Annotated in this window: 14 protein-coding genes; 10 read left to right on the forward strand and 4 right to left on the reverse strand. The window is 75.7% G+C overall.

The annotated features are described in order from the left end of the window. Positions 1 to 13: 13 nt before the first annotated feature. Positions 14 to 1,126 (reverse strand): septation protein SepH, encoded by a 1,113-nt coding sequence (gene sepH, locus ACPCUX_RS11025; protein ID WP_391515844.1) that lies wholly within the window; start codon positions 1,124 to 1,126, stop codon positions 14 to 16. Positions 1,127 to 1,375: 249 nt separating this feature from the next. Between sepH and ACPCUX_RS11030 the strand changes: the two genes are divergently transcribed. The 3 genes from ACPCUX_RS11030 (at position 1,376) to ACPCUX_RS11040 (ending at position 3,461) form a co-directional block, all read left to right on the forward strand. Next, a complete protein-coding gene (locus ACPCUX_RS11030) occupies positions 1,376 to 2,029 on the forward strand; it encodes a trimeric intracellular cation channel family protein (protein ID WP_137280421.1) in 654 nt (217 codons plus the stop codon). Between the two features lie 3 nt (positions 2,030 to 2,032). After that, positions 2,033 to 2,884, forward strand: coding sequence for an inositol monophosphatase family protein (locus ACPCUX_RS11035; protein WP_423388757.1), 852 nt, complete (start codon positions 2,033 to 2,035; stop codon positions 2,882 to 2,884). A 277-nt stretch (positions 2,885 to 3,161) separates the two neighbouring features. Then, positions 3,162 to 3,461, forward strand: a complete 300-nt coding sequence (locus ACPCUX_RS11040) for a DUF4193 domain-containing protein (RefSeq protein WP_021483601.1) — start codon at positions 3,162 to 3,164, stop codon at positions 3,459 to 3,461. Positions 3,462 to 3,598: 137 nt separating this feature from the next. Here ACPCUX_RS11040 and ACPCUX_RS11045 read toward each other — a convergent pair whose 3' ends face one another. Beyond that, on the reverse strand, positions 3,599 to 4,114 hold the full coding sequence (locus ACPCUX_RS11045; RefSeq protein WP_423388758.1) for a DUF3093 domain-containing protein: 516 nt from the start codon (positions 4,112 to 4,114) through the stop codon (positions 3,599 to 3,601). A 72-nt stretch (positions 4,115 to 4,186) separates the two neighbouring features. On the opposite strand from ACPCUX_RS11045, the gene dut reads away from it, so the two are divergent. The 4 genes from dut to ACPCUX_RS11065 all read left to right on the forward strand — a co-directional run bounded on the left by dut (position 4,187) and on the right by ACPCUX_RS11065 (position 6,910). Beyond that, positions 4,187 to 4,663 (forward strand): dUTP diphosphatase, encoded by a 477-nt coding sequence (dut, locus tag ACPCUX_RS11050; protein WP_034652386.1) that lies wholly within the window; start codon positions 4,187 to 4,189, stop codon positions 4,661 to 4,663. Positions 4,664 to 4,769: 106 nt separating this feature from the next. Next, complete coding sequence (locus ACPCUX_RS11055) at positions 4,770 to 5,513, forward strand: DUF3710 domain-containing protein (RefSeq protein ID WP_043652079.1); 744 nt, start codon at positions 4,770 to 4,772, stop codon at positions 5,511 to 5,513. Position 5,514: 1 nt separating this feature from the next. Continuing rightward, positions 5,515 to 5,889 (forward strand): OB-fold nucleic acid binding domain-containing protein, encoded by a 375-nt coding sequence (locus tag ACPCUX_RS11060; protein WP_034652381.1) that lies wholly within the window; start codon positions 5,515 to 5,517, stop codon positions 5,887 to 5,889. A 109-nt stretch (positions 5,890 to 5,998) separates the two neighbouring features. Then, positions 5,999 to 6,910 carry a DUF3159 domain-containing protein gene (locus ACPCUX_RS11065; RefSeq protein ID WP_081895825.1) on the forward strand — a complete coding sequence of 304 codons (912 nt, stop codon included), beginning with the start codon at positions 5,999 to 6,001 and terminating at the stop codon, positions 6,908 to 6,910. 41 nt (positions 6,911 to 6,951) lie between these two features. On the opposite strand, the gene ACPCUX_RS11070 is transcribed toward ACPCUX_RS11065, so the two are convergent. Continuing rightward, positions 6,952 to 7,680, reverse strand: a complete 729-nt coding sequence (locus ACPCUX_RS11070; RefSeq protein WP_051028145.1) for a potassium channel family protein — start codon at positions 7,678 to 7,680, stop codon at positions 6,952 to 6,954. Then, complete coding sequence (locus ACPCUX_RS11075; protein WP_031316042.1) at positions 7,680 to 8,333, reverse strand: potassium channel family protein; 654 nt, start codon at positions 8,331 to 8,333, stop codon at positions 7,680 to 7,682. Before ACPCUX_RS11075 ends, ACPCUX_RS11070 begins: the two co-directional genes overlap by 1 nt. A gap of 94 nt (positions 8,334 to 8,427) precedes the next feature. On the opposite strand from ACPCUX_RS11075, the gene ACPCUX_RS11080 reads away from it, so the two are divergent. From ACPCUX_RS11080 to ACPCUX_RS11090, 3 genes are all read left to right on the forward strand, one after another. Further along, on the forward strand, positions 8,428 to 10,431 hold the full coding sequence (locus ACPCUX_RS11080; RefSeq protein WP_043654622.1) for an APC family permease: 2,004 nt from the start codon (positions 8,428 to 8,430) through the stop codon (positions 10,429 to 10,431). 265 nt (positions 10,432 to 10,696) lie between these two features. Beyond that, a complete protein-coding gene (locus ACPCUX_RS11085; RefSeq protein WP_409141734.1) occupies positions 10,697 to 11,950 on the forward strand; it encodes a class I SAM-dependent RNA methyltransferase in 1,254 nt (417 codons plus the stop codon). Positions 11,951 to 12,026: 76 nt separating this feature from the next. Beyond that, entirely contained in the window at positions 12,027 to 12,260 is a 234-nt protein-coding gene (locus tag ACPCUX_RS11090; protein ID WP_409141735.1) for a hypothetical protein, read from the forward strand. The last annotated feature ends 49 nt before the right edge of the window (positions 12,261 to 12,309 follow it).

A 12,309-nucleotide genomic window follows, 5' to 3' on the forward strand; every position in this document is an offset into this window, starting at 1 on the left:
CGCGCCGCGGCCGTCACTCGGGGCGGGCCCCGAACACGATCTCGTCCCAGCTCGGGACCTTCGCGCGCGACCGGTTCTTGCCCTTGCGGACCTCGCGCGCGGCCGGGGGCCGCACCGTGCTCGAGGCGCCGTCGACGTCGGAGGCCGACGGGGCGTCGCCCTCCGTGCCAGCCTCCCCGGACGGATCGGTCTCCGGGCGCCCGGGCTCGTCGGGGCCGTCCTCGGACGCGTCGGCGGCGACCGGGCCCTGCGGGGGCCGGATCGTCGGCAGGTGCACCACGGTCGCGCCCGCGGGCAGGCCGCCGGAGAACCCGCCCTCGTCCTCGTTCTGCTCACGGTTCCCCGGGGCGAGCGGGCCGAAGCCCTCGAACGGCTCCTGCCCGACGGTGTCGCCCGCGGGCGCCGGGTCCTTGCGCGGGCGCACGCCGCGCCGCTGGCTCAGGTCGTCGAGCAGCTCGGCCGTCCCGTCGTCGGCGGGCGGTGCGGCCCGCAGGCCGCGGGCGCCGCGCGCGGTCGCGTCCACGTCGAACACCGCCACGGCCCCCGGTGCCGGGTCGCGCGGGGCGTCCGTCCCGGAGAGCCAGCGGGCCTCGTCGTCCAGCGCCTGCAGCGCGCGCGTCGCCGGGTCGTAGGTCCAGCGGGCCGTCCGCTCGCCGGTCCCGGCCTCGAACGTCGCCGTCACGACCCACGGGGAGCCGTGCGCGCGCGCCGCGCTCCACGCGACCGCTGCGGCGTCGACGTCGCGCGCGGCGAGCCGCTGCGCGACGAGCTCGCCCACCGTCGGGGAGTCCTCGTCGTGCCCCGGGCGCAGCCCGCGCACGCGCTCGACGACGTACTCCTGCTCGGCGACGACCGGGCCGGCGAACCGGCGCACGTGCTCGACCCCGAGCCCCGCGGCCTCGGCGACCGCCTCCACGGAGTCCCCGGCCCGCAGCCGGGCCTGGATCTCGCGCGGGGCGAGGTTGCGCTCGCCCTCCGCGCGCAGGTGCTCCAGGTGCGGGCGGTCGCGCCGTACGGCCGCGCGCAGCGCCTCGGTGATGGGCAGCACGAACTGCGCGCCACCCGTCGCGCGCAGGACGAGGTGCTCCCCGTCCTCGTGCAGTCTCACCAGCTCCAGCTCGTCCATGGACCCTCCCGTGTCGCCGCGCCCGGTGGCGCTCGCGGTGCCGCTCGTGTGCCGCTCGTGGTGCCGCCCCGGTCGCCCGGCGCCCGGCCGCGTGCCGGACCGCCGTGCGCCGTGGACCGCGACGCCCGCGCCACCGCTCCCTCGAGGGTGCCATCGTCCCATCCCCGAGCGGCGCAGCACGCGCGGTGTGCCGCCCATTCGCGCCGGCCCGGCCCGGCCCCCGCAGGCGGCGGCTGGGATGATGCGGGGGTGATCCTCGACCTCGTGCCCGGCGACGCCCTCGAGCTCGGCGGCGTGTTCTTCGCGGCGCTGTCCGGCGGGCTCGCCGCGGTGCGCAAGCGGTTCGACCTCGTCGGCGTCCTCGTGCTCGCGTGGGCCGCGGGACTGGGCGGCGGGCTCCTGCGCGACGTCCTCATCGGGGCGATCCCGCCCGTCGGCATCTCCGACTGGCGGCTCGTGGCCGTCGCCGCCCTCGCGGGCGTCGTCACGTTCTTCTGGCACCCGCGGCTCGAGCGGCTGCGGCGCAGCATCATCGTGCTCGACGCCGGCGCCCTCGCGCTCTTCGTGCTGTCCGGGACCATGAAGGCCCTGGAGTACGGCGTCGGCCCGCTCGCCGCGGTCTTCGCGGGCGTGCTCACGGGCGTGGGGGGCGGCATCCTGCGCGACCTGCTGACCAACGAGGTGCCGCTGCTGTTCCAGGACAAGCAGCTCTACGCCATCCCGGCGCTCGCGGGGGCCGCGCTCACCGCGGCGCTCGCCGAGGCGGGCCTGCTCGGCCCGTTCTCGCAGGCGGCGGTCCTCGCGCTGGTGTTCGGCTTCCGTCTCGTCTCGCTGCGTCTCGGCTGGTCGGCGCCCGGCCCGTGGGAGGGTCGCCGGGCAGGCCGCGGGTCGGGCAGGATGTGAGGCGTGCGCCTCTTCATCGACGACCCCCGGCAGCCCGACGACGTCACCGTGGCCGACCTGCGCGACCTGGCCGAGCGCCTCGCGCGCGAGGCCGGCGAGCTGGTCCGCTCCGGCCGTCCCGACCGGGTCGAGGTGGCCGCGACGAAGTCGACCGCGACCGACGTCGTGACGCGGATGGACGCCGACTCCGAGGCGCTGCTGCGCCGCGGCATCGCCGCCGCCCGCCCCGACGACGCGATCCTCGGCGAGGAGGAGGGCGCCTCGGCCGGGACGTCGGGCGTCACCTGGGTCATCGACCCGGTCGACGGCACGGTGAACTACCTCTACGGCGTCGCGTCGTACGCGGTGTCGGTCGCCGCGGTGGTCGGCCCGCCCGACCCGCTGGAGTGGACGGTGCTCGCCGGGGCGGTGCACTCCGTCGTCGACGACCGTACGTGGACGGCGGGGCTGGGAGCGGGGGCGACCCTCGACGGCCGGCCCGTGCACGTCAACGCCGAGACCGACCTCGGCCAGTGCCTCGTGGGCACGGGCTTCGGGTACGACTCCGACCGTCGCCGCGCGCAGGCCCGCGTGCTGCTCGACGTGCTGCCGCAGGTGCGCGACATCCGCCGCCTCGGCTCGGCCGCGATCGACCTGTGCCTCGTCGCCACGGGCGAGCTCGACCTCTACTACGAGCGCGGTCTCAACCCGTGGGACATGGCCGCGGGAGCGCTCGTCGCGCACGAGGCCGGGGCGCTCGTGACGGGCCTGCGGGGTCGCGCCGCGGACCGCGAGATGACGGTCGCGGGACCGCCCGAGGCGGTCGCCCGGCTCGTCCGGATCCTCGAGGGCGCGGAAGCGGACTCCGACTCCTGACGGGGTGCCGTGCACCCGTGACCAACGACACCCGGGCGGGTGCCCGGCCACAGGGTGCATCACTCAGGGAAATGGTGCAGAATCCGGGGGCCCACCGGGAACAATTCCGGTGCGCCGCGCATTGATGAGCGTGCAGTGCCACGAACCCCCTCGGGGCACGACACGTCACGGGGTGCCCCCGCACCCCGCACCCGTGCCGCCCGGCACGACCGGCCGTCGCCGGTGGTCCGGACGTGCACAGTCGCGATCGACGATATTCCGGAGAGTGACCCCACAGATGGCAACAGACTACGACGCCCCCCGCAAGAGTGAAGAGGAGCTCAGCGAGGACTCGCTCCAGGAGCTCCAGGCTCGTCGCTCCGACAAGAGCTCGGGCGTCGTTGACGAGGACGAGACCGAGGCGGCCGAAGGCTTCGAGCTGCCCGGTGCCGACCTGTCCGGCGAGGAGCTCTCCGTCCGGGTCCTTCCCCGTCAGGCGGACGAGTTCACGTGCGCGAGCTGTTTCCTCGTGCACCACCGCAGCCAGCTCGCCTACGAGAAGAACGGCCAGCAGATCTGCTCGGAGTGCGCTGCCTGACCCGCCGCGCGCCACGGCCGACGGCCGCCGCCCCCTCCCCGGGGCGGCGGCCGTCGTCGTCCGCGGGGCTCGTAGGCCGAGCGGGGCGCGGGCGCGCGGTGAGCGGACGACCCGCCGCCGCGTGCGAGCGCCCTCGCTCAGGCGGCGTGCGCGGCGCGGACCGCGTCCGCCAGGCGCTGCGGGTGCCGGGTCGAGACGAGCCAGTACGGCGTCGGGTCCTGCGGGTCCTCGAGCACGACGTGCACCCCGGTGCGCGCCCACGCGCGCAGGCACACGTAGGCGCGCGCGTCGAGGCGGGGGCCGAGCTGGACGCGCATCGCGTCGGCGTCGAGCGTCGTCACCTGGCCGAGCAGCGACGCCGGGACGTGGGCCCGCCCCGCGCGCAGCTCGCCGTCGGCGACCTCGACGACGGGCGACGTCCCCCACAGCGCGACGACGCCCGCGACGGCGGCCAGGCCGCCGACCCCGAGGGCGACGGCGTGGCTCGCCGGCCACAGGGCGATCCCGAGGACGAGCGCGAAGCCGAGCGCCGCGGCCCAGCCGCCGACGCCCGGGACGAGGCGCTCGCGGTAGGAGGCCGTGCCCGCGGTGCCGGGCGTCCCGGCGGCTCCGCGGGTCGAGGACGGGGTGCTGCGGTCGGCGGCGTCGGTCATGGGTCCATCATCCCAGCCCCGCGCACCGCGGCCGACGTGCTCGCAGCGCGCCGCGCGCACTAGGCTCTGCGGGTGCCGAACCACCAGCAGCCCTCGACCGGCGACGTCGACGTCCTCATCACGCTCCTCGACGACGTCCCCCTGCCCGCCTACGCCCACCCGGGCGACGCGGGTGCGGACCTCGTGACGACCGTCGACGTCGAGCTGGCGCCGGGGGAGCGCGCCGTGGTCCCGACGGGCGTGTCGATCGCGCTGCCCGACGGCTACGCGGCGTTCGTGCACCCGCGCTCGGGTCTCGCGGCGAAGCACGGCCTCACGGTCGTCAACGCGCCGGGGACCGTGGACGCCGGGTACCGCGGCGAGATCAAGGTGACGCTGCTCAACACCGACGCGCGCGAGCCCGTCGTCCTGCGGCGCGGCGACCGGGTCGCGCAGCTCGTCGTCCAGAAGGTCGAGCGGGCGCGGTTCGTGCAGGCCGAGCGCCTCCCCGGCTCGCACCGCGGCGAGGGCGGGTTCGGGTCGAGCGGCGGCTGGACGCCCGCACCCTGACCGGCGCACCCGGCCCGCCGCTGCGCGGGCTAGTGTGGAATCAGTGCGGGGCGAGCGCCCCGTGAGGAGTCCCGGCCGAGTGCCGGGCAGGTGAAGGAGTTCGTCCGTGGGTCTGTTCCGTCGCTCCAGGTCGTCCGAGCCGACCGAGTCGCCCGAGCCGTCGGGCACGACGTCCGAGCAGGTCGGCGACGGCGCGTCCGCCCCGGAGGCGGCCGCCGAGGCCCCCGCACGCGGCCCGTACGACTCCGCCCAGGTGCCCGAGCGCGGCCCGCGCCTCGACCTCGGCGCGGTGTGGCTCCCCGGCGTGCCGGGCATGGAGCTGCGCATGGAGGTCGACAAGAAGACGCAGCGCATCACGGGCGTGGCGTGCGCGGTCGGCGGCTCCGGGCTCCAGGTGCAGGCGTTCGCCGCGCCGCGCACGGAGGGCATCTGGGACGAGATCCGCGGCGAGATCGCGGCGTCCGTCACCAAGCAGGGCGGTACGGTCGACGACCTGCCGGGCCCGTTCGGGCGCGAGCTGCTCGCGCGCATCCCCGCGCAGACGCCGGACGGCCGCCCGGGCGTGCGGCCCGCGCGCTTCGTGGGCGTCGACGGCCCCCGCTGGTTCCTGCGCGGCGTGCTCACCGGCAAGGCCGCGGTCGACCCGGCCGAGGCGCGGCTGCTCGAGACCGTGTTCGCGAACATCGTCGTCGTGCGCGACCAGAACCCGCGCCCGCCGCGCGACCTGCTCACCCTGCACCTGCCGGGCAAGGGCCCGGAGGCCGCCCCGGCCCCGACCCCGGCCGGTGCCCCCGAGACGCCGTCGTTCGACCCGCTGACCCGTGGGCCGGAGATCACGGAGATCCGCTGACATGGTCCCCACCCTGCGTGACGCCTGGCGCACCGCGCTCGCCTCCCAGGAGGAGCTCGCGGCCGACGAGGAGCGCACCGAGGCGGCCCGGCAGAAGGGCTGCCGTGCCGTCGCCGAGCTGCCCAACCGCCGCCGCGCGAAGATCTCCGGCGTCCTGCGGTCCGTCGTGCTCCGCCCGCGCGAGGGCGTACCGACGGTCGAGGTCGAGCTCTTCGACGGGTCCGGCGTCGTCGACCTCGTCTGGCTCGGGCGCCGCCGGATCGCGGGCATCGAGCCCGGGCGCCGCGCGCTCGTCGAGGGCCTCGTGTGCGACGTCGACGGCCGCCGCACCATCTTCAACCCGCGCTACGAGCTCCTGGCCAAGCCGGGGGAGTGAGCCCGGCGGCCGTCGTGGACGGCCGTGCCGTACGATCCTGCGCACCCGACCCGGCCGCACCGGCCCTCCCGCCGGCGCCGCCCACCCGAGCCCCCGAGGACGCCACGACATGACGAGCAGCAGCGACGCGACCGGCGGCCCCGTGGGCGGGCGCCCCGACCCGGGCCGCGCGCCCGAGCCCGTCGCGCACGACGCCGAGGTGGTCGAGACGGTCGTCGACGACGTCGCGGCGCCCGAGGACGGCCGCGCCCGCGGCGTGCGCGCGCTCGCGGGCGAGGACTTCTCGGTGGCCGACGCGATCGGCGGCGTGCGCGGGCTCGTGGAGTCCGTCGCGCCCGGGCTCGTGTTCGTCGTCGTCTACGTCGCCACGACCAACCTGCGCTGGGCGCTCGTCACGTCCGTCGCGGCGGCCCTCGTGGCCGTCGCCGCGCGCCTCGTCCAGCGCACGCCCGTGACGCAGGCGTTCGGTGGCCTGCTGGGCGTCGGCATCGGCGTCCTGTGGGCGTGGCGCTCGGGGGAGGCGCAGGACTACTTCGCGTGGGGCCTGTGGACCAACGCCGCGTACCTCGTCGCGCTCCTGGTGTCCGTGGTGGTCCGCTGGCCGCTCGTCGGGCTCGTCGTGGAGGGCTTCCGCAGCGGCTTCGGCGTGGGGACGGCGTCCGGCGGCACGACGGCGGACGCGACCGACGGCGAGCCCCGCGAGGGCGCGGACGTTCCCGCGCCGCAGCCCGCCGAGCCGGCCGCCGGGAGCGCAGGAGAGCCCGGCGCGTTCGCCCGCTGGGCGCGGGCGTGGCGGTCGGACCGCGCGCTCGTGCGCCGCTACACCGCCGCGACGTGGCTGTGGATCGGGCTCTTCGGGGCGCGCCTCGCCGTCCAGGTGCCGCTGTACCTCGACGGCGACGTCGGCTGGCTCGGCACCGCGCGCCTCGTCATGGGGATCCCGCTGTGGGCCCTCGTGCTGTGGCTCACGTGGATCCTGGTGCGCCGCCCCGCGACCGCCGGACCGCGGCGCACGGCGTAGCCGCCCGTCGCGCGGGCCGCGCCGTCGCGCGGGCCGCGCCGTCAGAGCAGGTCGCCGCCGAGCTCGGGAGCCTCGACGGGCGCGTCCGGCGCCGTCGGGCCGTCCTCGCCCTCGCCGGCGAGCAGCCGCGCGAGCGCGCCCTCGTCCGCCTCGTTTCCCGTGACGAGCAAGAGCTCGTCCCCGACCTCGAGCGTGTCGTCCGCGCTCGGCGCGATGGGGCGCGTGCCGCGCACGATCGCCGCGAGCACGGTGTCCGCCGGCCAGCGCACCTCGCCCACGCGGCGACCGAGGAGCGGCGACGACGGCGGCAGCGTCACCTCGAGGATGTCCGCGCCGGACTGGTGGAACGTGAAGATGCGCACGAGGTCGCCCACGGCGACGGCCTCCTCGACCATCGCCGTCATGATGCGCGGCGTGGACACGGCGACGTCGACGCCCCACGACTCGTCGAACATCCACTCGTTCTTCGGGTTGTTGACGCGCGCGACCGTGCGCGGCACGCCGAACTCGGTCTTGGCGAGGAGCGACACGACGAGGTTCACCTTGTCGTCGCCCGTCGCGGCGACGATGACGTCGCACTCGTCGACCTTCGCCTCGGCGAGCGACGACAGCTCGCACGCGTCGGCGAGCAGCCAGTCGGCGTCCGCGACCTGCGCGACGCGCATCGCCGCGGGCTGCTTGTCGACGAGCATGACCTCGTGGTCGTGGCTGAGGAGCTCGCGGGCGATCGAGCGGCCGACGGAGCCCGCCCCGGCGATGACGACGCGCATCACTCGGCCTCGACCTTCGGTGCGTGGGTGAGCTTGCGTTCGACGACGGCGGCCCGCTCGTCGTCCATGAGCACGTGCAGCACGTCGTTCTCCTGCAGGACGGTGCGGTCGGTGACGAGGACGCCGTCGCCGAAGCGGCTGACGAACGCGACGCGCGCCTCGGTCGCGTCCTCGATGGCGCGCACGGTGCGGCCGATCCAGCCGGGGTGGAAGTCGACCTGGGCGAGCCGCACGCGCCCGGACGGGTCGCGGTACTCGTCGGTCGCGCCGAACGGGAGCATGCGGCGCAGCACCTGGTCGGAGGTCCAGCGCACGGTCGCCACGGTCGGGATGCCGAGCCGCTGGTAGATCTCGGCGCGCTGCGGGTCGTAGATGCGCGCGACGACTTTCTCGACGCCGAACGTCTCGCGGACCACGCGTGCGGACAGGATGTTCGAGTTGTCGCCGTCGGAGACGGCGGCGAACGCGTACGCGTCCTCGATCCCGGCCTGCACGAGCGTGTCGCGGTCGAAGCCGACGCCGGTCACCTTCTTGCCCGTGAACTCCGCGGGCAGGCGCCGGAACGCGTCGGGGTTCTGGTCGACGACGGCGACCGAGTGGCCGCTCGACTCGAGGGACTGGGCGAGCGTCGCACCGACGCGCCCGCAGCCCATGATCACGAAGTGCACGCACCGAACGCTACCGCCCGCCGGGCCCGCGGGCGCGCACCAGCGCGACCGGGCGCCGTCGGGCATAGCATGTGGCCTCGTGTCGGAGATCGCTGATGCCGCGAAGCGGCTGCTGCTCGGACGGCCTGTCCGTTCCGAGCACCTGGGGCACACGCTGCTCCCCAAGCGCGTCGCGCTGCCCGTGTTCGCGTCCGACGCGCTCTCGTCCGTCGCGTACGCCCCGGACGAGATCCTCCTGACGCTCGCGCTCGCGGGCCTCAGCGCGACGATGATCTCGCCGTGGGTCGGCCTCGCGGTCGTGGTCGTGCTGCTCACGGTCGTCGCGTCGTACCGCCAGAACGTGCGGGCGTACCCGTCGGGCGGTGGCGACTACGAGGTCGCGACGGTCAACCTCGGCCCGACGGCGGGCGTCGGCGTCGCCTCGGCCCTCATGGTCGACTACGTGCTCACGGTCGCGGTGTCGATCTCCTCGGGCGCCCAGTATGCCGCGAGCGCGATCCCCGCGCTGCGGGACCACGAGGCGCCGTTCGCGATCGGGCTCGTCGTGCTGCTCACGCTCGTCAACCTGCGCGGGGTCAAGGAGTCGGGCACCTTCTTCGCGATCCCCGTCTACCTCTTCATGCTCGCGATCGGCACGACGGCGGTCGTCGGCTTCTTCCAGTACGTCACCGGCAACCTCGGCCCGGCGGAGAGCGCGGAGTTCGAGCTCACGGCGGAGAGCGGGTTCGACCAGGGGCTCATGGGCATCGCGGGCGCGTTCCTCGTGGCGCGCGCGTTCGCGTCCGGGTGCGCCGCCCTCACGGGCGTCGAGGCCATCAGCAACGGCGTGCCCGCGTTCCGCAAGCCCAAGTCGCGCAACGCGGCCACGACGCTCGCCCTGCTGGGCGGCATCTCGGCGGCGATGATGCTCTCCATCCTCTTCCTCGCCCGGGCGACGGGCGTGCACTACGCCGAGGACCCGCACGCGCAGCTCTCGCTCAACGGCGAGCCGCTCCCGGTCGACTACGTGCAGCACCCCGTGATCGGGCAGCTCGCGGAGACGGTGTTCAGCGGCGCCCCGATCCTGTTCTACGTCGTGTCGGCCGTGACGGGGCTCATCCTCGTGCTCGCGGCGAACACCGCGTTCAACGGGTTCCCGGTGCTCGGCTCGATCCTCGCCAAGGACGGCTACCTCCCGCGCCAGCTCCACACGCGCGGCGACCGCCTCGCGTTCTCCAACGGGATCATCACGCTCGCGGTCGCGGCGATCGTGCTCATCTGGGCCTTCGACGCCGAGGTGACGCGCCTGATCCAGCTCTACATCGTGGGCGTGTTCGTGTCCTTCACGCTGTCCCAGCTGGGCATGGTGCGGCACTGGACCCGCGCGCTGCGCACCGAGCACCAGCCGCGCGAGCGGTCCCGCATGCGCCGCTCGCGCGTCGTGAACACCGTGGGCCTCGGCATGACGGGCACGGTGCTCGTCATCGTGCTCCTCACGAAGTTCACGCACGGCGCGTGGATCGCGATCCTCGCGATGGCGATCGTCTTCGTGCTCATGAAGTCGATCCGCAAGCACTACGACACGGTGCGCGACGAGCTCGCGCTCGGCGACGACGCCGCGGCCGCCCGCGCGCTGCCGAGCCGCGTGCACGCGATCGTGCTCGTCTCGAAGATCCACCGCCCGACGATGCGGGCGCTCGCGTACGCGCGGGCGTCGCGGCCGTCGGTGCTCGAGGCCGTCACCGTCGGCGTCGACGCCGAGGACGTCGAGGACCTCATGCGGCAGTGGGAGGCTCTCGACCTCCCGGTGCCGCTGCGCGTGCTGGACTCGCCGTTCCGCGAGATCACGCGCCCCGTGCTGTCGTACGTGCGGTCGGTCCGCCGCGAGTCCCCGCGCGACCTGGTGGTCGTCTACATCCCCGAGTACGTCGTCGGGCACTGGTGGGAGCAGCTCCTGCACAACCAGAGCGCGCTGCGCCTCAAGGGCCGGCTCCTCTTCACGCCGGGCGTCGTCGTGGCGTCCGTGCCGTGGCAGCTCTCCTCGACGGAGGGGCAGACCGGGCTCGAGGGCGAGGGCTTCCGCCAGCGCTTCACCGGGTACTGATCGCGCCGGCGCGACCCCCGGAGGAGGCCCGGTCCCGACGTCGGGGCCGGGCCTTCGTGCGTCCGCGGCGGGGGCCGGCGGGAAGCCGGGGGAGAGTGCGGGGGGAGCGCGCGGGAGAGTCCGGGATACTGGGGGCATGCCGTCCTCCTCGCGTGGTCCTGCCGTGCCCTCCGACCGACCGTCCGACCCCGGCGCGGGTCGTCCCGAGCGCGCGCCGCGCCGGTCCGGCCGACGACCCGGCCGGCAGACCCGGCAGTCGCCGCGCGTGCTCCCTCGACCTGAGGTCGAGGTCGAGCTCGAGGTCGGCCCGGTGGCGCACGGCGGTCACTGCGTGGCACGGCACGAGGGCCGGGTCGTCTTCGTGCGGCACGCCCTGCCGGGCGAGCGCGTGCGTGCCCGCGTCACCGAGGGCGGCGACGCCGCGAAGTTCTGGCGCGCCGACGCGGTCGAGGTCCTCGAGGCGTCGCCCGACCGCGTGCCGTCCGCGTGGCCCGAGGCCGGTCCGGGCGGCGTGGGCGGCGGGGAGCTCGCGCACGTCGCGATCGGCGCGCAGCGGCGGTGGAAGCGCGACGTCCTGGCCGAGCAGCTGCGCCGCCTCGCGCACGTGGACCTGGACGATCTTCACCCTCAGGTAGAGGTCGAGGGTCTGCCGGGGGACGACGAGCGCGGCGGCCTCGCCTACCGCACGCGCGTGGACCTCGTGGCCGACGGCGGCGGCCGCGCCGGGATGCACCGCTTCCGCTCGCACACCGTCGTCCCGCTCGACGCGATGCCGCTCGCGAGCGAGGACGTCGCCGACCTCGCGGCCCACGAGAAGGTCTTCACCCGCTCGTGGCGCCCGGGCACCCGGATCGAGCTCGTCGCGCCCGTCGGGTCCGCGCCGGTCCTGCTCGTCGACGGCGAGCCCTGGCGCGGGGGGTCGCCCGACCACCGGCCCAACGCGCGGCGCAGCGTCACCGAGCGCGTGGTGCTCGGCGACCGCGAGCACACGTACCGGGTCGCCGCGGACGGGTTCTGGCAGGTCCACCGCGAGGCGCCCGCCGCCCTGACGCGCGCGGTGCTCGACGGCGTCGGTGACGTCGACGGCGCGCGCGTGCTCGACCTCTACTCGGGGGCCGGGCTGTTCACGTCGCCGCTCGCGGCCGCCGTCGGGGACGCGGGCACCGTGCTCGCGGTCGAGGGCGACGAGCGGGCCGTGCGCGACGCTCGGCGCAACGCGCACGGGCTCGACCGGGTCGAGCTGCGGCACGGGCCGGTCGAGCAGGTGCTCGCCCAGGACGGGAGCGGTGCGGACGTCGTCGTGCTCGACCCGCCCCGCGTCGGTGCCGGGCGCGCCGTCGTCGAGGCCGTCGTGGGCCGTGTGCCGTCGCGCGTCGTCTACGTCGCGTGCGACCCGGCCGCGCTCGCGCGCGACGTGTCGTACCTCGCGGAGCACGGCTACGGGCTGTCGTCGCTGCGCGCGTTCGACCTCTTCCCCATGACCCACCACCTGGAGGCGGTGGCGGTCCTCACGCGCTGACCGCGCGGCGGCGCGTGCGCGCCGCCCCGGGCGCATGATGAGGGGAGACCCCACGAGCACGGACGGTGAGGCGCGCATGACGAGCACGGCGGCGACGGGGACCCGGACGGTCGTCCGGGCGGCGAGCCAGGACGGGCCCGGCGACGGTCCGGACGACGTCCGGGACGTCGTCGGCGTGGGCGTCCTGATGCCGAACGGGCGGCTCGTGGGCCGGAGCTTCGCGTCGCGCGCCGAGGCGGAGGCGTGGGCGCGGCCCGAGGAGGGGGAGCAGGTCGTCGAGCTCAACGTCCTGTGCGACTGCGACCTCTGAGCCGTCGCCGACCCCATATATCTTGACGTCAAGATATATGGGGTATGCT

This window comes from Cellulosimicrobium sp. AB352, assembly GCF_049538415.1.
Taxonomy (GTDB): domain Bacteria; phylum Actinomycetota; class Actinomycetes; order Actinomycetales; family Cellulomonadaceae; genus Cellulosimicrobium; species Cellulosimicrobium funkei.